This is a genomic window from Microvirga mediterraneensis, from assembly GCF_013520865.1.
Taxonomy (GTDB): Bacteria; Pseudomonadota; Alphaproteobacteria; order Rhizobiales; family Beijerinckiaceae; genus Microvirga; species Microvirga mediterraneensis.
The window spans coordinates 3559288-3574638 of sequence record NZ_JACDXJ010000001.1 but is presented as its reverse complement, the minus strand read 5'-3'; the positions used below and the strand labels follow the sequence as shown (position 1 = coordinate 3574638).

Sequence of the window (15351 nt, the reverse complement as noted above, 5' to 3'; positions counted from 1 at the left end):
TAGGGTGTGAGGTAAGCCCGCAAGAGCCAAAGCCGGTAGAACCTGTTCCATGCGGCCGCGGCCAATTCTGCGAACCCTCGGGCGGCTGTGCCTGGGATAGACCAGCCACGCACATCTAAGCCTCGGCGTTCCTGATCGGCTACAAGGGCGTCATTGGCACGGCGTTGGATATCGCCTTTGGTGTAGCCTTCCCGCTCGTGTCGTCTCATACCCCCTTCTCCTGTTCCTGGGAGATTGAAGAGGGGGAAAAGGGCGTCTCGGCTACGCCGACCGCGCTCGCGTCCTTCGGATCAAGCCCTTCGGTCTTGACCCCTTCGGGGCGCAGATCGCTGACGCGAACCATTGCCGCGTCGATGGCGTCCCGGCACGACTTCAGGCCATTTGCCGCCATGTCGTTCAGGTCAACCTTCATGTCCGACAGCAGCAGACGGTTGACGTTGTGGTTGATGACCAGCTCCCATTTGTAGGTCGTGCCCCAGGCCGTATTGAGCCGAGCATTCAGCCCGTCGAGGAAATCGAGCCGCGCGGCGTCCTTCCGCAGCCGCTCGATCTCGCCAGCCGCCTCCACTAAGAGGGCTTTCCCAAACTGGCTGTTCTCGTCCCACTGGCGTAGCCGCTTAACGATGTCACTCATGCCTTCTCTCCTTTGAAGGCTTCTCCAAGGCGCACGGCGAGCGTCGTTAGGTAGGCGGAGACAGGGTGGACGGGCTCTCCTGATGGGATACCTTCGTCCAGCATGTTCTTGGCTTTCTGGATGCCCTCGCGGACAGCTTTAATCTCCGCCTTCAGCCGCTCGTTTTCAGCATCCCTGTCGGCCACAACCAGCATATTCCAATCGGCGGCTTTGTGTGCGCCGTCGCGCTCTCGCTCCAGCCGCTCAATTTCCTGGGCCGGTTCAACCGCAGCATACCGGGCACCGTCAGGTGTCGCGCCTGGGCAGTTGTCCAGAATGCTTTGCGTGATGCGTTCAACATGGCGGCTTGCCTCCGTCTCGCGCAAAGGATCGAAGCCGGAACGGCCATGACCTGAAAGGGCATGGTCCGCAGGACGAGAGCCTGGCCCCGTCAGGGGTGCGCCCTTACTCATACCCCCTCCCGAAGGAGAGGATTGGGACAGGAGGGCGAGTTCCGTCTGAGCCTCAGCATTCTGGCTGCGTTCCAGTTCCGTGGCGCAGAAGTCGTACAGGGTGATGTACTGGTCGTACCAAGCCACATCATCGCAGACACGACCATCTTCGCAGGCTTGCATAATCGAACGGAGGGCGCGCTCGAGGATCTTCTCTCGCATCTCAGTCATGGCGTGTCTCATTCTTGATGGTGGGGCGGGTGAGGGAGGGAGGCTCGGGGAGAGGCATCCAATGGGTCACCTCCCATGTGGGCTGGCCAGAGCAGCGGAACATGCGCTTACCGGCGTCATAGAACCCCAGCCGAATGCCCCATCCGCCGCCCATACGAGCCTCGGTATCGAGAATGCCGCAATGGCCGTTGAGGAAGCACAGCACATCCTCGCTGTCCTGGCCCTGCTCGCCGGGGAGGCGATCATTCACGTCGATCCAATCTGTCATCTTACCGGCCATTGCTCTCGCCTCCCTTTATGGAGAGGGCAGCATCTCCCTCATCCATCTGCCTCATCGAAGGGCGATAGAGCCCGGTGCTGCGCATCTCTCCCTTGAGGGCTTCGCGTAACCGCTTGGCCTCGGAGCGGGCGTGGCTGGCGGTTTCGGTCATGTCGAGCAGTTCCCCCTCCAGACGTGCCTTGACGCCCTGTAGCCGCTCGATCTCGTTGCCCCAATCGCGTTTTGCATCTTCATAAGCGCGGACGATCTTGGCGGACTCCTCCAGAGCCGCCTTCATCGCTTCTGCTTGAGATTGAGAGGCGTCCCTTTGGGCGATCACCTTGCCATGCTCAAAGCATTCGTCGTGCAAATCCGCCCGTAGCCGCTCATTCTCCACTCTCAGCCTCTTGTTTCCCTCTGTAGAGGTGGTGAGGAGGGAGGCGAACTGATCGGCGATTGCGTCGAGTTCCGTATGATGACATGGGTCGCCCCACTCATTGATGGATCGAAACCCGCGCAGTCGGGCTATCACCTTCTCTACATCTCCAGGGGGGAGGGTCTTCTCGGTCTCGGTCGTGCTCATTGTTCAACCCCTCTCGTCCATGCCTCTACGATGGTCTTGGCCCGCTCCAGATCGTCATAGACGCCGAGGCTCTTGGCCGTGGATCCGATGCCGCCGAAGGCCCGCCAGCCGGCACCAGAGGGCCACACAGATCCGACCGTCACGCCATCGAGCCGCATGCGCCAGCGGGATCCGCCGAGCGTGCCTCGGCGCCAGCTCCAGTCCACGCCCTGCTTGCGCCAGGAACCCGGGCGCCACTCCTGCGCATAGCGGTCTTGAACGGTGATCATTTCGACCTCCGAACGACAGACCCATCCATCCGCTTCTTAAATGGCGAATTGCGTCCGAACGGCATGGGCGTCTTTGATCGGTGAACGCCTGTATGGCGATCCTGCCGGCGAACGGCTCGAGCCAGGTTCCCCTTATCCTCGGCCGTCTTGACCTTGTGGCAGTCGACATGCGCAGGCTTCATGTTGTCGTCGGTGTCGGCAAGCTTCCCAAGCATGGAGCGGGGGATGACATGCTCGACTTCCCAGCGCTGGCGGGTGCCGTCGATCTTCATCCCACACAGGTGGCAGACGCCGCCGTGCATGAGGAAGAGCTCCCGGCGCTTCTTGTCAGAGAGGGAGGGGCGGGGATCGGTCATGCTGCCTCCAGGGGAGAAGAGAAGATCACGCCTTGGGCGCCAAAGTGGCGCTGGATCTCATCGAGGTAGCGGGTCTTCTGCGCCACCGACATCAAACGAGTTACGGGAAAGTCGAACGGCTCAGCCATCATTGCCAGCTTGGTCGCATAGGGCAGGGAGCGGATATGCGCGTCGTACTTCTGCGCGAACAGCTCGCTTTCAGACCGCAGGATTGGGATGCCGATCGTTAACTTGCAGTAGGCGCGAACCTCCTCCGCGGTCTGGTCGGTCTGCTCGGCAATCTCGCTCAAGAGTCGGCGCTGCAGCCTGTTTTGATCGACGGAGCGACGCTTGCCCTTCACGATCTCAACCGTGAAGGGAAGCTCGCGGGCCTGGATCAGGCGCATCAGACCTTGCCGGTCAGCTTCCGTGGCGACGACGCGGGTGGTCATGCCGCCTCCCGGAGCTCATGGAGCCGTTCGGTGTAGGCTGTGCGCACCTCATCGACAGCCTTCTCGTTCATCAGATCGATGTACTGCTTGGCCGTCGCATAGACTCCCTTCAGGCTTTCCACGCTGCCGGCCTTCCGGAACTCGGCAATGATGTCGGCCTCGCTCACCTTCGTGCTCTGGCGCTGCTCCTGTCGTTGCTGAGACTGGCCGCGATCCGGTCGGCTCTCCTTGAACTCGTCGGCTTCCTCTTCCGAATACACGTCGCCAGAGAGTTCGATCAGTTTCAGGATGACGCGATCCTTCGCGCGCTTCTCGGCCATGGCATAGGGGTAGGCTGCTTGCTTGCCGGAAACCCGGTAGTTCATGCCGATGGTGGCTTCACCAATGGACCATTCCAGGCGGTCGCCCATCCGGCCCACGACCATCAGGACAGCTTCCTCCTTCTCGGCACGAAGGACGGTCGGAACGTCGAACTGGATCTTTGCCTGCGCTGCGATCCGCTCAAGCGTCTTGTGGTAGATGACTGCTGTCCCTTGGACGCGCCAGATGTTGTCGCCCATAGGCTCGCCAAACTTGGCGAGGGTCTCGGCAATCTTCTTGTCCTTGTGGTTCATCACTTCACCTTTACCGCGAGCGTCTCGCCACCGTTCGACAGCATGGCGCCGGGGATCTCCTTGCCTTCCTGCAGAGCCTCTTTGAGCTTCTGTCGATCGGCGCTCTCCTCGGTCTTGGTCTTCACGTATTCACGCGGGAGCTTGGTCATGTCCGTCACAACGACTGACTGAGGAACGGCCCGGATTGAGAGGGTCGCCTCGGGTAGGGGCATCTTGCGCACCTGGGCCGCACTCATGATGCGGAACGCCAGCTTGCGCATTGCATCGCTGCGGCGGTCGTAGGCAGCCTGACGCGACTTCAGATCGTCTACCCGCTTGCCGATTGCGGAAGCCATGCTCTCGGCTTCCATCATCCGATCAACCACCTTGGAGAGGATCTCCTCGGCATCGGTGGAGCCTTGGACCATATCCGCCCGCAGCGTCTCGTCTTCGGCAAGCTCCGGATAGGAGGCGATCAGGTCTTCGATCTGCCGCTCAAGGGCAGAGATTTGAATGGGGTTCATCAGTACTGTCCGTATGTGAGAACGGGAACACGCGGGGCCTGCTGTGTCATCGGGCGGGCCGCTTTGATCTTGGCGTCCAGCGCTTCCAGGGTGTCGGCGGCGCGGCGCAATTCCTTGACGGCTTGCTCGATGTCGTATTCCGCCTGCCCGGGTCCGTTGGCCGTGTCGCTCATGTAGGCGGCGGCGATGTCGGCACAGTGGGCGAAGTTGTCGACCGAATGCTTGATCTCTCGGGCACGTGGGCCGAAGGCTTTTAGGATGGTCATTTCTGGTCTCCCTTGGGGAGCCGGATCACCGGCTTCTCGCGCCCCAGCTCACGGCACAGACGCGCCGTTGTTTCGATGCGGACACGTTCGGCCCGCTTGGTGAGAGGTCCGCGCCAGCGCGGATTGATCACGACCGGCTTCATGGTGTCTTCATCGCCTGGCAGGCAGCGAAGACGATGAACCCGACCAGAGCGGGGATCGTGGCGATCAGAAAGATCGTGAACGCCTTCTCGCAGTAGGCCTTGCAGCGGGGAGAGCAGAGGTTCATGACTGTGCTCCTTGTTTTGACTTGCGCTTCCATTCAGGAGCCTTCACGCCCAAAACCAGAAGACGCTGCCTGACAGATCCGACCGTGCGTTGCAGGTCTTCGGCGAGCATTTCAGCGGAGACGCCGCACTCGCCGTAGTAGGTCGTTAGAAACCGGTCGTCCGCTTCGCTCCAGGGGCGGCGCTTGCTCATGCCTTCCTCCCTTCGGCGTCCTTGGCTGCATGGTGACGATCGGAGTCCTGCAACCGCTTGAGGGAGCGGGTGAGCTGCCGCCGAGCGTTCTCGTCCTTCGCGTTCTTGGCCCAATCCTCAATGAGAGGGATCAGGACTTCGCGCTCTTCCTTGGAGAAGTGGGGCATTAGGCAGCCTCCGCTCGGTGGATGAGCCGCCACGTGCAATCGCCGTACCATCCGGTCCACGGTGTATGTCTGCGATCCTCAAGCCCTGCCTTCGTGGCGTAGGTCAGATGCAAGCTATCGAGAGGTGACGGCGGATCGAGGATGAGAAAGCGCCGTCCGATGTCACGAGAGCCGCCAGAGGCCATCTCTACGACATCACCCTTCTTCAGGCGGCTAGTGCTGAGAGTTCTCATCACGCAGCCCCTCCGAAGTCGTTCAGGTCGATCCGGTCTTCATCCGTCCCGCCGCAAGGGCAGGGAGCATGATCGGGAAGCCTCGTCACAGGATCGCGGAAGAGGAACACGCCCCGGCCATGGCAGCATGGGCAAGCCGGGAGAACATCGCGGAAGAACGCTGTCAGGGCTGTTGTCCGGGCCTCGGTGACTTCGGAGCAGACGACGCGCAGATGGCGCGGGAAGGCGATGACATCAGCCATTGCGCGCCTCCGCTTTGGCGATCGCATCACGAACAAGCGAAAGGATGCCACCGAAGGGCTCATTCAAGCCGATGTTGCCGTGATACGACGAGACAGCCTTCAAGGCGGTCAGCATGTCATCGAAAACCGGATCCGGCTTCCTGCGCATATCACGCAGAGCCATATCGACGGAAAAGCCGGGGAGGGAACGGCGGGGAGAACGGGAGGCTCTCATTGCGCCACCTCCACGACTTTGCACTTCTCGACCGGGTAGATGGTGCCGATGTAACCGGTGCTGCGCTCTGCATGCTCAGGAATGCAGACCGTATAGGTAGCCTGCTCTTCGCTCTTATCCCGGATGACCCCAGTGCCATGCGGCGTCTCAACGAGGGTCTCGATCGGGAGGTCAGCGGCGATGCCGTTCGTCTTGACCCACTCGGCTACAGCCTGACGCTCGGCATCCCATACGATAGAAGATGCGCCTTCGAGGATCTCGACCAGTTCAGCGTCAGGGCTGATGTACCACTTGTCTTCAAGCTCTCGTGCGAGCTTGTAGCCGTCAGTGCCATAACGTAGGGCGCTAACGAGGCCCTCGCGGATTTCATCATTGACCGGCTCGTTGCACCACTTGGCAACCTCTGGAGCCAGCTTCTCAGCCGCGATCTCAATGACTTCAGGAGAGCGGCTGGTCGGACGCTTGCTTTCAGCCATGTTACGCCCCCATCGCAATCGAGAGGACGCCGACCGCCGACGCGAACATGGCGAGGCAGGCTAATTCAAGTGCTGTTCCAGCAATGGATTTCAGGAGGGGCATGAGGGTCATCCGATTGGCGTTGGATGCTTATTGCTACAACACGTAGTAAGACTTGTCAAGCGACTTGTAACGATACGTAGCAGATATAATCCGCATGGGCTTCGATCCGCTTAGGAAGAAAAAGAACGTCCATCCCCGTTTTCCACAGGGGTATGTTCTTGTTTTGTTCTAGAACCTCGTTCAGCCTAACGGGGTAAACAGGAGGGGCGAATGTCGAGCCAAATGATTCCCGAGTACTACGGCGACGATTATCGAAGCGAGGTGCCGCGCTTTCAAATTTTCCTCAACTGTTACAACTGCCAGCGGCCCTCATCGCGCTACCTTCAGGCCATTCCACCGGAGATCACGACAGAAGACGAATTGATTGAGAGTGGCCTACTGGCGAAGCAGGCTTTCCTGTGCGGGAAGTGTGAGTGCCCAATCGGGACTATCACCGGAGTGAAGGTCGAATGGATCAGCGTTCCCTATTAGTAAGTCGGGTAGTGAACGCTGTTGACCAGCGCGAGGACTTTCACCTCAGTTCCGTCGTCCGGCTGAAAATCCCGTCTCACAACAATGGGCTTATGCTTGGGGTTGTCAGATCGGGGGTGAAACTCGACCCGGTCCTCGTACAGCTCGACCTCTTTGACAGACCACTCGCGGAGGTGACCGGCGTCCTTTGTACGCTCGATAACGACTTTCATGCCGTCTCTGAGCGGAACGCGGCCCTCCAGATCCTCGTAATCGACGCAGAGGAGATAGCCGCCCTCAAGCATCGGCGGCCGGGCCTTGTTCATACTATCGCCTTCGATCGCAAAGGCCATATGTCGGGCCTCAGGGTATCTCATGTCTGCGGCAGCGGTGATCTTTGGCAGTTCCTCGTCAAAGAATTCGCTAACCTCGCGGAATGTCCCAGCTGCAACGGCGCCGGCAATGACGTAGTTCGTCACTGACATTTCTACCGGGCGGAGTTGAGGTGGCACTTCGTCACCTCCCGCCTTCGGGTCCCCTTTTCCGGTCACAAGCCATGCGTGGGCGACTCGGAACTTGCGGGCGTACGCTTCTGCCTGTTCAGGGCTGAAGTCTCTGCCGCCTGGCTCTTCGGCCCGCTCGTGCGCGTTATAAGTGGCGACGGCGATGCCGAGAGCGCGCGCTGCTTCGCTCTTGGATTTATATCCTGCTTGCTCCCTGGCCCAAGCCAGACGTTCGCCCCGTGTCTTCATGACACTGGTTGTAGCAAACTCGCTACTCCGAATGGTGTTGACTTCATCTGCTACGTATCGTAGTAATAAGGGATGAGCAGCGTTCACGAGATCTTCGCCCTGTGGCCATCCGCTTCGGAATTGGCCCGTGATTTGGGTCTGAAACGGGAGAGCCACGCCACTGTCATGAAGGCGCGCGGCTCCATCCCCGTCGATTACTGGCCAGCCTTGGTGCAGGCCGCAAAAAAGCGGCGCATCAAGGGGGTCTCCTACGAGGTGCTTGTAGCTGCCCATGCTCGTCCCTCTGTGCGCGGAAAAGATAGTCCCGCAAACGAGCCAGGGGCCACAGCTAATACGGAGAGGGCTGCTTGAGCTTTCTCCTATCCCTTTCCGCTTCCATCGGCTCTGCCCCTTCGGCCGATGAGAAGAGCGCGGGCGGCTCAACCGCCAATCCCTTAGCCGCCCGCGCTTTCGTTTCAGCCCCCGCTTCCACGCTGGGGAATATCGCACCGGCTCTGCCCACCGTCATCTTCAATCGAACTTAGAACACTCACGGAACACGCGCATGTCTCAAGATCGCGGTCGTATTCTTCCCTTCTCCGGCTTCAAGGCTGCTTGGCGTATGCTGCTCGATACGCTTGGCGGTGTCTCCGCGGTCGAGCGCGCGGACCTCACGCGAGGCAGCGCATCGCTCCTGTCTCGATACGGGCAGGTTCACGAGAGCGTCTTCACGCCGATCGACATCATGTACGAGATCGAGAAGGCGGTCGTCGACGCTGGTGGCCGCCCTGAATTCCTGATGGCCTATGCCGATGCGCTCGGGTTCGTGGCTGTTCCGAAAGCCGCCGTTGAGAACCCTCTCCCCGTTCTCGACACTGCCGCCGTCGAAGCCATTGGCGCAGTCGGGCAGATGGCATCTGCCTTCTACGAGGCCGCAAAGGACGGAGTGATCACTCCCAAGGAAGCCGAGAACCTTGCCGCTGTCGGTCAGAAGGCGGGCGCGGAAGTGCATGAGTTCACGGAAGCCGCAAAGGCCCGTGCGGCGAAGGGGGGCCGCTAATGCCCGGCCTCCCGATCTCTGACGACAAGATCGCCGCCATCAAGGCTCTACGTGCCAAGGGGCACAGCATCAGCGAGGTCGCTGCACTGACGAAGGTTCGGGGCAGGGGCACGATCCACCGGCATACGCAGGGCATCCAGTTGCCCTTCGGCCCGCTCAAGCGCGGCCCCCGGAAGAAGATCGCGTTCAATGTCTGCAAGGCGCTGAAGGATCAGGGGCTCACCTACCGGGCCATCGCTGCACGTCTCGGCTGCGCTGTCTCCAACGTTCACCGCACCCTCAAGACCGGCAGGAGCGCTGCATGAGCGACATGGCCCCCGATCTTATCCGCTCCTACGTGGACCGCATCCTCCGCATCAAGGAGGAAGAGGACACGCTGAAGGCGGACATCAAGGACATCTACGCTGAGGCTAAGAGCAACGGCTTGGACAAGACTGCCCTGGGCGATCTGGTCACCCATCTCCGCAAGCAGGCGAAGAACCCTGAGAAGCAGGCCGAGCGCTCGTCGTTGTTCGACCTGTATCTCGACGCCTACACGAACGCGCCTCACGCGCATACGCATACGCGTGAGGGCTGAGCATGAGCGAGATCTGCATTCTCGGCGTGGATCCAGGCTCATCGGGCGCAATCGCCCTGTACTGGCCTTCCGCCCCGCACACCATCATTGCCGAGGACGTTCCGACCGTTGACGGCGCGATCAACCCGGCAGCCCTTGCCCGCCGCCTAGAAGAGGCACGTCCGTCGCTCGCGATGGTCGAGCTCGTCGGCGCCATGCCGAAGCAGGGCGTGTCGTCCACCTTCAAGTTCGGCGTTGCCTACGGCCTCGTCCGTGGCGTCATCGGTGCTGCCTTCATCCCCATGCACCTTGTCACCCCCGGCAAGTGGAAGAAGCATTTCCGCCTGTCCTCCGACAAGGAAGAGGCGAGGGCGCTTGCTACCCGTCTCTGGCCGGCCGCTACGTGCTTCTCTCGCAAGAAGGATCACGGCCGTGCCGAGGCCGCCCTCATCGCCCGCTATGCCGCAGAGACGATGTACGCGGACTTCCGTCAGGGAGCCGCCGAATGAGCGAGAAGCCGAGCCTCGATCAGCAGATCAGTGCAGTTGCCTCCGACATGCTGTCTCGGCGCGGCTTCCTTGATGCTGCCGAGCGCCGGCTGATGAGCCCAAAGCTCAAGGACAACGAGCGCCAGGTCATCGAACTTGATCGCATGAACACCCTCAAATCGCAGCCTGCCCTTGAGGCTGCCGTCGAAACCCTCCGCTGGCTCAAGGCCAATGAGGAAGCCGTTCGCGAGTACGTCGCCAGCAAAAGGAGCGCTTCCTGATGCCTATCTCTGCCGAGAAGATGAAGCGCTATCCAGGCGGCTCTATCCGCTCCCCTGAGTGGCTGGCTATTCGGAAAGCTATCCTTGATCGCGCTGGCAATCGTTGTGAGGGGACGCCTAATCGTCCCGAGTGCCGCGCTGTCAATGGCGAGGCGCACCCTGAGACGGGCTCTAAGGTCGTTCTGACCATTGCTCATATGGATCAGGACGAGACGCACAACGATCCGGCCAATCTGCGCGCGCTCTGCCAGCGGTGCCACAATGCATGGGACCGGCCGCACCGCGCGATCAATGCCAGCATCACCCGGCACCGCAAGCAAGGGCAGAACGACCTCTTCGCGACCGGAGGTGCGGCATGAGGCGCCAGGACCGTTGGGTTGACCTTGCCGACCGGCTGGCGCTTCGCCGCGCCGACGTGATCGCCGTGTGTGTGTTCCTCAACATGCGGCGCAATGCTGTCTCCATCTCGCGTGAGCTCGACATCCCGCTCGACGTGGTTGAGCGGATTGCCAGGGCGGCCGCGCCCCTTCTGAGGCAGACCCGACGCGAGGCCAAGGAGTGCCACTATTGCGGCACCACTCGCGGCCCCTTCCATCGGGACCATGTGTTCCCGCGCTCTCGCGGTGGCACGGATGATCCTGAGAACATCGTGATCGCTTGCGCTTCCTGTAATTCGGCCAAGGGCGACCGCACACCCGAAGAGTGGCTGTCATGAGCCAGTTCCCAAGCCTCCCGCTATTCACCGACGCGTTTCTGGCCGATACAGGCCATCTCACGGCCCAGGAGACCGGAGCCTACCTGCTCCTGCTCATGATGGCTTGGCGCCTGCCGGAATGCCGTCTGCCGGATGACGATCAAAAGCTCTCGCGTTGGGCTCGCGTCGATAGCCGCACATGGAAGCGTATCAAGCCCGCCATCATGGAGTTCTGGACCTTCGAAGAAGGGTTCTGGACACAGAAGCGGTTGAGCAAAGAGCGCTCTGTCGTCAGCAAACGTGCTGAAGTCGCACGCGATAACGGGAAGCACGGTGGGCGCCCTAAGTCATTGGAAAATAACGAAGCGCAAAACCCAGCGGGTTCTTCGCAGGTAACCCAGCAAAAAGCTCCTAACCCTAACCCTAGTAAAGAGTATTCCGATACTAGCGTATCGGAGATGTCTGCCGACATCGCGCCTCGTGAAGTTTCCATCAACGATCAGATTTGGAACACGAAGGCTGCTTTGTCCGATCTGTCCGGGAAGTCGCCCGAGAGCGTCGGCAAGTGGATCGGCAAGGCGCTGAAAGACCACCCCCCCGACGTGGTGAAGCAGGGCATCGACGCCGCCCTGCATGCCGGAACCCGCGACCCCTTCAGCTACGCCCGCAGCGTGATGCTCAACACCCGAGGCCCCCAAAATGACCAGCAAGGCAATCGCAACGGTCGAACCAATTCCGCCGCTCGATCAACGGGCACCGCGGCTCGAGTCGCTGCCCTCATGGGCTACGACGATGAACACGGCGGCGATGACGCAGCGGAAGAACGACGCGTATCGGATCGGGCCTCATGGCCGGAAGGTCGTAACCCTTCCCGCTTCCTCGATGCCGAGCCCGACACAGCGGGCGTTTATCGAGCGTAGGGTCGCAGAGCTCGACCTGATGGCCCAGCCGGGCCCGGTCAAGGAAATCGACGCGACCATTGGGGCTCTGCTCGTCCGCTATGCCACCGCCCGCCAGGACGACGACATGATGCGGGCTCGCATGGAGGGCTACCGGATCGTGCTGCGGGACTTCCCGGCCTGGGCTGTCCGTGAAGCCTACGCCCGCTGGCTCAGGGGCGAGATCGGCCGCGAGTACGACGCATCCTTCCCGCCTCCGGAGCGTGTCCTGCATGACTGCGCCAAGAACCTCACCATGGCCGCCATGGGCCAGCGCATCGGCCTGCAAATGGTTCTCGATGCTGAAGCCTATCACCCGCCGAGCGAGGCCGAGATGCAGGAACGCCGGCAGCGACTGGAGAAGGTCATCCAGAGCATCGCTGAGAACGTCAGCCCCGAAGACCGTGGACCGGGCAGCCTGAAACGGAAGCCGGAATCTCTCGAGGAGCAGACTCGCAAGGAGCAGATCCTGAACAGCCCAGGCAAGGGCATCCTCGCGGGGCTCCGTGAATTGCAGGAGGTGGATCGTGCCGCAGCCGAATGAAGAAGCCACCACCGAGCAGCGCGAGAGGGCAGTTCGCTACTGGACCGAAGTGGTTCGTCCGGAACTGAACGCCAAGAACGAGCCCGCCAAGCCGAAGGAGAGCGCTGAACAAGCACTCGCCCGCCTGAAGGCCCAAGGCTGGTCAGGCGTCTCTCTCAGCCCCGCCCTCACCAAGATCCTCGGCATCAAGAACGAGCAAGCAGCATGAGCAACAAACTCAAAGCCCCAGCCGTGCGAAAGATCAAAGCCGGTTGGCTCGCCGGCGCCAGCCTCTACGACCTGGCGGCCGAGCATGACGTTGGCCCGAAAGCCATCTGGTATCACGTCAAGGACCTGAAGCGGGACAACGCCCCGCCGAGAGGCCCCCGCCGCTCTCTCGATTACGCGAAGATCGCCAAGCTGAGGGACGAAGGCTTCAGGGCTGTCGAGATCGCAGAGCGCTTCAGCGTGAGCCGGTTTCATGTGTGGCGGGGGCTTCGCAGCATCCGTGCTGAAGCCGCGAGGGCTGCCGCATGAGCTCCCTACCCAAAGACGACATCGTATGGCTCTGGAACACGACCAAGCTCTCGGCCGGCCAGATCGCCATGAAGTACAAGACCACCAAGGGCACGGTCCTCGGCATCATCCACCGCGATCCCCGGTCGAAGCCCCGGAAGCCTCCGTCTCAGCTCCAGCAGGCCAAGCGCCGCATCGCCGCGCTCGAGAAGGAGGTCAAGCGGTTGCAGGAGTTGGAAGCCTCGCTCGCCCGTAAGCCCGCCCGCATGGAATGGAAGGCAGCAGCATGAGGCTCCGCATCATCGACATGTTTGCGGGGATAGGAGGCTTCAGCCTGGGGCTCGAGCGCACGGACGGCTTTGAGACTGTGCGCTTCATCGAAAAAGACCCGTTCTGCCGGCGCGTGCTAGCCAAGCACTGGCCGGCCGTCCGGTGTGACGAAGACGTAACGACAGCGGAGTATCGCGAAGGTGAAGCCGACATCATCACGGCGGGGTTCCCCTGCCAGGATCTTTCCTATGCCGGCAACGGCGCCGGACTTGCCGGAAGCCGTTCAGGACTCTTCTGGGAGGTGGTGCGAGCCGTTTGCATGGTACGACCGCTCTACGTCCTCTTGGAGAACGTGGCAGCTCTGCTCGATCGAGGGATGGGCACCGTATGCGGAGCCATGGCCGAGAGCGGGTATGACGCGGAATGGGATTGCGTACCGGCGGCGGCCGTTGGTGCCCCTTGTCTCCGTGACCGGCTATTCATTGCTGCCTACCCCCACGGCACAGGACGGATCGGGTTCACGGAACGCAACCTCTTCGCGAAAACCGGGATCACGCCACCACGCAGGCGTCACGTTGACGGATTGGATCTGGCTGAAGTTGGGCCGTGGTCGTCCTGCCCCGACGTTCTCAGAGTGGATTATGGGATACCCGGAACGGCACACCGACTTAGAGCCGTAGGAAATTCGGTTCACCCATCCATTCCTGAAGCCACCGGCCGCGCCATCCTCGCCGCCCTCTCCATCCCCCAGCTACAGGCAGCCGAATAATGAGCACAGCCCCCCGCTTCGCCCTGTCTGCCGACATCGGTCAGGCCCACTACTTCGCCGCCCCCATCCTCAACCACAACCCTCCGGAGACATTCGAGGGGCTGACCTGGTTCGTTGTCGTCTGCAATCCCAAGTGCGAGAGGCGGGCGCAGCTCGGCCTCCGTCGTGCCGGGTATCAGACCTATCTCCCTCAGACCAAGCGCTGGGTCGTTCATGCCAGGAAGAAGGAGGAGCGGGAGTCGCCCTTGTTCCCGAGATATATCTTCCTCGGCATCAAGCCCGGACAGGACTTCTTCAAAATGCGGGGCGTGGACGGCGTTGAGGGCCTTGTCAGGGACGGTTACGGCTCCCCGGCTCGCATTCCCGCTCCTGAGCCACGAGACGGGCAGGAAACGCCTATCCATCCTCTGGCAAGGCTGTTGGAACGGGAACTGGCCGGCGAGTTCGACTTTACCCGGCTTCCCGACCTTGGCCCGCAGTATCAGCCGGGAGAGGTCGTCAGGCTCACGGCAGGAGCGTTCACCGATCTACAGGCGACGGTGACGAGCATGCTGTCAAAGGGTCGTGTCGAGGTCGTGGTCGATATGTTGAGCCGTGGGGTGAAGGTGCGGCTTAAGGCGACGGAGTTGCAGCGGCTTGAGGCGGCTGAGTGATGGATGCCGTTGTCGAAATCCAACAGTCTATTGCGGAGCAGGTCTCCAGACATTGGACTGTTCATGCGGTCGAGCGGTTTATTGAGCGGTATGGGGCGTTCGACATAGACCCGCAGGCCTTTCATGACTTCGTGCCGCGGATTGAATATCGGTGGCGCGCTCTATTCAATCGACTGCCCAAGAGAGGCAAGTGGAGCAGGATCGCGCTTATCACGGTGAGATCATGGAGCCCACACAAGTGCGGCATGGTGAAGGTGAGAGTCATCTACGACCACCAGACCCGGGTAGTGATAACGGTTCTCCCGCCAAGACTTGATGACAGGAAGCGTAAAATACTTTCGCTTGTCGTGTAATTCGGATAAACTTCTTGCCTCAGAAGAGTTGGTTACAATGCATCCAGAAAGTTCGACAGGTATTTTGCGGAAATCTGTTCGTGACAGACACAAGATCGTCACGCGCAGGGATGCTCTTGCGCAAGGATTGCCCCGCTACTTTACTGGCTATCCCTGCAACAAGGACCACATAGCCGAGCGCGACACGAAAACCGAGAAGTGCTGTCAGTGTTGGGCTGAAGAGACCGAGCGGCTACGGCAGAAGGTCCAAAGCCCTGAGCCGTTCCCGGCTCATAAGGCGACCAGCTATCAGATCAAGAAGCTAATGACCAAGCAGCAGGGCAGGTGCGCTATCTGCGACGATCCTATCTCGCTTGGGGCGGCAGAGAACGAGATCAAGCGCACGGCCAATGTGGACCATTGCCACCAGACAGGTACGGTGAGGGGCATGCTGTGCAGCCGGTGCAATGTCGGTCTAGGGATGTTCAACGATGATGTGGATAGGTTTCGGAAAGCGATAGCCTATCTGGAACAGCATCTTGCAACCGAAGGGACTTCACGCTAGTTATATCAGCACAGACACACTCTCGGTGAGCATTTCACCCGGAGTGTGTTAACT

General features: G+C 60.9%; 35 protein-coding genes. 17 read left to right on the top strand and 18 right to left on the bottom strand.

What is annotated here, in order from left to right:
• Positions 1-205: 205 nt before the first annotated feature.
• From H0S73_RS16985 to H0S73_RS16910, 17 genes are all read right to left on the bottom strand, one after another.
• Positions 206-634: a hypothetical protein gene (locus H0S73_RS16985; RefSeq protein WP_181052411.1), complete on the bottom strand. Its 429-nt coding sequence runs from the start codon at positions 632-634 to the stop codon at positions 206-208.
• Complete coding sequence (locus H0S73_RS16980) at positions 631-1296, bottom strand: hypothetical protein (RefSeq protein ID WP_181052412.1); 666 nt, start codon at positions 1294-1296, stop codon at positions 631-633. Before H0S73_RS16980 ends, H0S73_RS16985 begins: the two co-directional genes overlap by 4 nt.
• A complete protein-coding gene (locus H0S73_RS16975) occupies positions 1289-1576 on the bottom strand; it encodes a DUF551 domain-containing protein (RefSeq protein WP_181052413.1) in 288 nt (95 codons plus the stop codon). Before H0S73_RS16975 ends, H0S73_RS16980 begins: the two co-directional genes overlap by 8 nt.
• The gene (locus tag H0S73_RS16970; RefSeq protein ID WP_181052414.1) at positions 1566-2138 is read right to left on the bottom strand and encodes a hypothetical protein; all 573 of its coding nucleotides are present in this window, start codon (positions 2136-2138) and stop codon (positions 1566-1568) included. Before H0S73_RS16970 ends, H0S73_RS16975 begins: the two co-directional genes overlap by 11 nt.
• On the bottom strand, positions 2135-2407 hold the full coding sequence (locus H0S73_RS16965; protein WP_181052415.1) for a hypothetical protein: 273 nt from the start codon (positions 2405-2407) through the stop codon (positions 2135-2137). The genes H0S73_RS16970 and H0S73_RS16965 overlap by 4 nt, the downstream gene beginning before the upstream one ends.
• Entirely contained in the window at positions 2404-2763 is a 360-nt protein-coding gene (locus H0S73_RS16960) for an HNH endonuclease (RefSeq protein WP_181052416.1), read from the bottom strand. The genes H0S73_RS16965 and H0S73_RS16960 overlap by 4 nt, the downstream gene beginning before the upstream one ends.
• Positions 2760-3194: a hypothetical protein gene (locus H0S73_RS16955; protein ID WP_181052417.1), complete on the bottom strand. Its 435-nt coding sequence runs from the start codon at positions 3192-3194 to the stop codon at positions 2760-2762. Before H0S73_RS16955 ends, H0S73_RS16960 begins: the two co-directional genes overlap by 4 nt.
• Positions 3191-3808: a trna delta -isopentenylpyrophosphate transferase gene (locus H0S73_RS25810; RefSeq protein ID WP_246388847.1), complete on the bottom strand. Its 618-nt coding sequence runs from the start codon at positions 3806-3808 to the stop codon at positions 3191-3193. The genes H0S73_RS16955 and H0S73_RS25810 overlap by 4 nt, the downstream gene beginning before the upstream one ends.
• Positions 3808-4311, bottom strand: coding sequence for a siphovirus Gp157 family protein (locus H0S73_RS16945; protein WP_181052418.1), 504 nt, complete (start codon positions 4309-4311; stop codon positions 3808-3810). Before H0S73_RS16945 ends, H0S73_RS25810 begins: the two co-directional genes overlap by 1 nt.
• Positions 4311-4577 carry a hypothetical protein gene (locus tag H0S73_RS16940; RefSeq protein WP_181053247.1) on the bottom strand — a complete coding sequence of 89 codons (267 nt, stop codon included), beginning with the start codon at positions 4575-4577 and terminating at the stop codon, positions 4311-4313. The genes H0S73_RS16945 and H0S73_RS16940 overlap by 1 nt, the downstream gene beginning before the upstream one ends.
• Complete coding sequence (locus H0S73_RS16935; RefSeq protein ID WP_181052420.1) at positions 4574-4720, bottom strand: hypothetical protein; 147 nt, start codon at positions 4718-4720, stop codon at positions 4574-4576. The genes H0S73_RS16940 and H0S73_RS16935 overlap by 4 nt, the downstream gene beginning before the upstream one ends.
• Complete coding sequence (locus H0S73_RS26130; RefSeq protein ID WP_281369164.1) at positions 4717-4845, bottom strand: hypothetical protein; 129 nt, start codon at positions 4843-4845, stop codon at positions 4717-4719. Before H0S73_RS26130 ends, H0S73_RS16935 begins: the two co-directional genes overlap by 4 nt.
• A complete protein-coding gene (locus H0S73_RS16930; RefSeq protein ID WP_181052421.1) occupies positions 4842-5036 on the bottom strand; it encodes a hypothetical protein in 195 nt (64 codons plus the stop codon). The genes H0S73_RS26130 and H0S73_RS16930 overlap by 4 nt, the downstream gene beginning before the upstream one ends.
• On the bottom strand, positions 5033-5203 hold the full coding sequence (locus tag H0S73_RS16925) for a hypothetical protein (RefSeq protein ID WP_181053246.1): 171 nt from the start codon (positions 5201-5203) through the stop codon (positions 5033-5035). The genes H0S73_RS16930 and H0S73_RS16925 overlap by 4 nt, the downstream gene beginning before the upstream one ends.
• A 232-nt stretch (positions 5204-5435) precedes the next feature.
• Positions 5436-5678, bottom strand: a complete 243-nt coding sequence (locus H0S73_RS16920) for a hypothetical protein (RefSeq protein ID WP_181053245.1) — start codon at positions 5676-5678, stop codon at positions 5436-5438.
• Complete coding sequence (locus H0S73_RS16915; RefSeq protein WP_181053244.1) at positions 5671-5892, bottom strand: hypothetical protein; 222 nt, start codon at positions 5890-5892, stop codon at positions 5671-5673. The genes H0S73_RS16920 and H0S73_RS16915 overlap by 8 nt, the downstream gene beginning before the upstream one ends.
• Positions 5889-6368 (bottom strand): hypothetical protein, encoded by a 480-nt coding sequence (locus H0S73_RS16910; RefSeq protein ID WP_181053243.1) that lies wholly within the window; start codon positions 6366-6368, stop codon positions 5889-5891. The genes H0S73_RS16915 and H0S73_RS16910 overlap by 4 nt, the downstream gene beginning before the upstream one ends.
• Before the next feature lie 313 nt (positions 6369-6681).
• Between H0S73_RS16910 and H0S73_RS16905 the strand changes: the two genes are divergently transcribed.
• Complete coding sequence (locus H0S73_RS16905) at positions 6682-6942, top strand: hypothetical protein (protein WP_181053242.1); 261 nt, start codon at positions 6682-6684, stop codon at positions 6940-6942.
• Here H0S73_RS16905 and H0S73_RS26280 read toward each other — a convergent pair.
• Positions 6939-7760, bottom strand: coding sequence for a S24 family peptidase (locus H0S73_RS26280; RefSeq protein WP_181053241.1), 822 nt, complete (start codon positions 7758-7760; stop codon positions 6939-6941). The genes H0S73_RS16905 and H0S73_RS26280 overlap by 4 nt on opposite strands.
• A gap of 457 nt (positions 7761-8217) precedes the next feature.
• On the opposite strand from H0S73_RS26280, the gene H0S73_RS16895 reads away from it, so the two are divergent.
• The 16 genes from H0S73_RS16895 to H0S73_RS16820 are packed head-to-tail and all read left to right on the top strand — an operon-like array spanning position 8218 to position 15297.
• Positions 8218-8712 (top strand): phage regulatory CII family protein, encoded by a 495-nt coding sequence (locus H0S73_RS16895; RefSeq protein ID WP_181053240.1) that lies wholly within the window; start codon positions 8218-8220, stop codon positions 8710-8712.
• The gene (locus H0S73_RS16890; protein WP_181053239.1) at positions 8712-9017 is read left to right on the top strand and encodes a hypothetical protein; all 306 of its coding nucleotides are present in this window, start codon (positions 8712-8714) and stop codon (positions 9015-9017) included. The genes H0S73_RS16895 and H0S73_RS16890 overlap by 1 nt, the downstream gene beginning before the upstream one ends.
• Positions 9014-9289 carry a DUF2312 domain-containing protein gene (locus tag H0S73_RS16885; protein WP_181053238.1) on the top strand — a complete coding sequence of 92 codons (276 nt, stop codon included), beginning with the start codon at positions 9014-9016 and terminating at the stop codon, positions 9287-9289. The genes H0S73_RS16890 and H0S73_RS16885 overlap by 4 nt, the downstream gene beginning before the upstream one ends.
• Before the next feature lie 2 nt (positions 9290-9291).
• On the top strand, positions 9292-9777 hold the full coding sequence (locus tag H0S73_RS16880) for a RuvC family protein (protein WP_181053237.1): 486 nt from the start codon (positions 9292-9294) through the stop codon (positions 9775-9777).
• Positions 9774-10037 (top strand): hypothetical protein, encoded by a 264-nt coding sequence (locus tag H0S73_RS16875; RefSeq protein WP_181053236.1) that lies wholly within the window; start codon positions 9774-9776, stop codon positions 10035-10037. The genes H0S73_RS16880 and H0S73_RS16875 overlap by 4 nt, the downstream gene beginning before the upstream one ends.
• Complete coding sequence (locus H0S73_RS16870) at positions 10037-10396, top strand: hypothetical protein (RefSeq protein ID WP_202049821.1); 360 nt, start codon at positions 10037-10039, stop codon at positions 10394-10396. The genes H0S73_RS16875 and H0S73_RS16870 overlap by 1 nt, the downstream gene beginning before the upstream one ends.
• Positions 10393-10752, top strand: coding sequence for an HNH endonuclease (locus H0S73_RS26275; RefSeq protein WP_181053235.1), 360 nt, complete (start codon positions 10393-10395; stop codon positions 10750-10752). The genes H0S73_RS16870 and H0S73_RS26275 overlap by 4 nt, the downstream gene beginning before the upstream one ends.
• A complete protein-coding gene (locus tag H0S73_RS16860; RefSeq protein WP_181053234.1) occupies positions 10749-11651 on the top strand; it encodes a YdaU family protein in 903 nt (300 codons plus the stop codon). Before H0S73_RS26275 ends, H0S73_RS16860 begins: the two co-directional genes overlap by 4 nt.
• Positions 11652-11670: 19 nt before the next feature.
• On the top strand, positions 11671-12213 hold the full coding sequence (locus H0S73_RS16855) for a hypothetical protein (protein ID WP_181053233.1): 543 nt from the start codon (positions 11671-11673) through the stop codon (positions 12211-12213).
• Positions 12197-12421 (top strand): hypothetical protein, encoded by a 225-nt coding sequence (locus H0S73_RS16850; RefSeq protein ID WP_181053232.1) that lies wholly within the window; start codon positions 12197-12199, stop codon positions 12419-12421. The genes H0S73_RS16855 and H0S73_RS16850 overlap by 17 nt, the downstream gene beginning before the upstream one ends.
• A complete protein-coding gene (locus tag H0S73_RS16845) occupies positions 12418-12729 on the top strand; it encodes a hypothetical protein (RefSeq protein ID WP_181053231.1) in 312 nt (103 codons plus the stop codon). Before H0S73_RS16850 ends, H0S73_RS16845 begins: the two co-directional genes overlap by 4 nt.
• Entirely contained in the window at positions 12726-12998 is a 273-nt protein-coding gene (locus H0S73_RS16840; RefSeq protein ID WP_181053230.1) for a hypothetical protein, read from the top strand. The genes H0S73_RS16845 and H0S73_RS16840 overlap by 4 nt, the downstream gene beginning before the upstream one ends.
• Positions 12995-13747, top strand: a complete 753-nt coding sequence (locus H0S73_RS16835; protein ID WP_181053229.1) for a DNA cytosine methyltransferase — start codon at positions 12995-12997, stop codon at positions 13745-13747. Before H0S73_RS16840 ends, H0S73_RS16835 begins: the two co-directional genes overlap by 4 nt.
• Positions 13747-14400, top strand: coding sequence for a transcription termination/antitermination protein NusG (gene nusG, locus H0S73_RS16830; protein WP_181053228.1), 654 nt, complete (start codon positions 13747-13749; stop codon positions 14398-14400). Before H0S73_RS16835 ends, nusG begins: the two co-directional genes overlap by 1 nt.
• A complete protein-coding gene (locus H0S73_RS16825) occupies positions 14397-14753 on the top strand; it encodes a hypothetical protein (RefSeq protein ID WP_181053227.1) in 357 nt (118 codons plus the stop codon). Before nusG ends, H0S73_RS16825 begins: the two co-directional genes overlap by 4 nt.
• 37 nt (positions 14754-14790) lie before the next feature.
• On the top strand, positions 14791-15297 hold the full coding sequence (locus tag H0S73_RS16820; RefSeq protein WP_202049820.1) for an endonuclease VII domain-containing protein: 507 nt from the start codon (positions 14791-14793) through the stop codon (positions 15295-15297).
• The last annotated feature ends 54 nt before the right edge of the window (positions 15298-15351 follow it).

Coding starts and splice junctions, on each gene's coding strand:
- H0S73_RS16985 (WP_181052411.1), bottom strand. CDS start 634: ATGAGTGACATCGTTAAGCGGCTACGCCAGTGGGACGAGAACAGCCAG.
- H0S73_RS16980 (WP_181052412.1), bottom strand. CDS start 1,296: ATGACTGAGATGCGAGAGAAGATCCTCGAGCGCGCCCTCCGTTCGATT.
- H0S73_RS16975 (WP_181052413.1), bottom strand. CDS start 1,576: ATGGCCGGTAAGATGACAGATTGGATCGACGTGAATGATCGCCTCCCC.
- H0S73_RS16970 (WP_181052414.1), bottom strand. CDS start 2,138: ATGAGCACGACCGAGACCGAGAAGACCCTCCCCCCTGGAGATGTAGAG.
- H0S73_RS16965 (WP_181052415.1), bottom strand. CDS start 2,407: ATGATCACCGTTCAAGACCGCTATGCGCAGGAGTGGCGCCCGGGTTCC.
- H0S73_RS16960 (WP_181052416.1), bottom strand. CDS start 2,763: ATGACCGATCCCCGCCCCTCCCTCTCTGACAAGAAGCGCCGGGAGCTC.
- H0S73_RS16955 (WP_181052417.1), bottom strand. CDS start 3,194: ATGACCACCCGCGTCGTCGCCACGGAAGCTGACCGGCAAGGTCTGATG.
- H0S73_RS25810 (WP_246388847.1), bottom strand. CDS start 3,808: ATGAACCACAAGGACAAGAAGATTGCCGAGACCCTCGCCAAGTTTGGC.
- H0S73_RS16945 (WP_181052418.1), bottom strand. CDS start 4,311: ATGAACCCCATTCAAATCTCTGCCCTTGAGCGGCAGATCGAAGACCTG.
- H0S73_RS16940 (WP_181053247.1), bottom strand. CDS start 4,577: ATGACCATCCTAAAAGCCTTCGGCCCACGTGCCCGAGAGATCAAGCAT.
- H0S73_RS16935 (WP_181052420.1), bottom strand. CDS start 4,720: ATGAAGCCGGTCGTGATCAATCCGCGCTGGCGCGGACCTCTCACCAAG.
- H0S73_RS26130 (WP_281369164.1), bottom strand. CDS start 4,845: ATGAACCTCTGCTCTCCCCGCTGCAAGGCCTACTGCGAGAAGGCGTTC.
- H0S73_RS16930 (WP_181052421.1), bottom strand. CDS start 5,036: ATGAGCAAGCGCCGCCCCTGGAGCGAAGCGGACGACCGGTTTCTAACG.
- H0S73_RS16925 (WP_181053246.1), bottom strand. CDS start 5,203: ATGCCCCACTTCTCCAAGGAAGAGCGCGAAGTCCTGATCCCTCTCATT.
- H0S73_RS16920 (WP_181053245.1), bottom strand. CDS start 5,678: ATGGCTGATGTCATCGCCTTCCCGCGCCATCTGCGCGTCGTCTGCTCC.
- H0S73_RS16915 (WP_181053244.1), bottom strand. CDS start 5,892: ATGAGAGCCTCCCGTTCTCCCCGCCGTTCCCTCCCCGGCTTTTCCGTC.
- H0S73_RS16910 (WP_181053243.1), bottom strand. CDS start 6,368: ATGGCTGAAAGCAAGCGTCCGACCAGCCGCTCTCCTGAAGTCATTGAG.
- H0S73_RS16905 (WP_181053242.1), top strand. CDS start 6,682: ATGTCGAGCCAAATGATTCCCGAGTACTACGGCGACGATTATCGAAGC.
- H0S73_RS16895 (WP_181053240.1), top strand. CDS start 8,218: ATGTCTCAAGATCGCGGTCGTATTCTTCCCTTCTCCGGCTTCAAGGCT.
- H0S73_RS16890 (WP_181053239.1), top strand. CDS start 8,712: ATGCCCGGCCTCCCGATCTCTGACGACAAGATCGCCGCCATCAAGGCT.
- H0S73_RS16885 (WP_181053238.1), top strand. CDS start 9,014: ATGAGCGACATGGCCCCCGATCTTATCCGCTCCTACGTGGACCGCATC.
- H0S73_RS16880 (WP_181053237.1), top strand. CDS start 9,292: ATGAGCGAGATCTGCATTCTCGGCGTGGATCCAGGCTCATCGGGCGCA.
- H0S73_RS16875 (WP_181053236.1), top strand. CDS start 9,774: ATGAGCGAGAAGCCGAGCCTCGATCAGCAGATCAGTGCAGTTGCCTCC.
- H0S73_RS16870 (WP_202049821.1), top strand. CDS start 10,037: ATGCCTATCTCTGCCGAGAAGATGAAGCGCTATCCAGGCGGCTCTATC.
- H0S73_RS26275 (WP_181053235.1), top strand. CDS start 10,393: ATGAGGCGCCAGGACCGTTGGGTTGACCTTGCCGACCGGCTGGCGCTT.
- H0S73_RS16860 (WP_181053234.1), top strand. CDS start 10,749: ATGAGCCAGTTCCCAAGCCTCCCGCTATTCACCGACGCGTTTCTGGCC.
- H0S73_RS16855 (WP_181053233.1), top strand. CDS start 11,671: ATGGCCCAGCCGGGCCCGGTCAAGGAAATCGACGCGACCATTGGGGCT.
- H0S73_RS16845 (WP_181053231.1), top strand. CDS start 12,418: ATGAGCAACAAACTCAAAGCCCCAGCCGTGCGAAAGATCAAAGCCGGT.
- H0S73_RS16840 (WP_181053230.1), top strand. CDS start 12,726: ATGAGCTCCCTACCCAAAGACGACATCGTATGGCTCTGGAACACGACC.
- H0S73_RS16835 (WP_181053229.1), top strand. CDS start 12,995: ATGAGGCTCCGCATCATCGACATGTTTGCGGGGATAGGAGGCTTCAGC.
- nusG (WP_181053228.1), top strand. CDS start 13,747: ATGAGCACAGCCCCCCGCTTCGCCCTGTCTGCCGACATCGGTCAGGCC.
- H0S73_RS16820 (WP_202049820.1), top strand. CDS start 14,791: ATGCATCCAGAAAGTTCGACAGGTATTTTGCGGAAATCTGTTCGTGAC.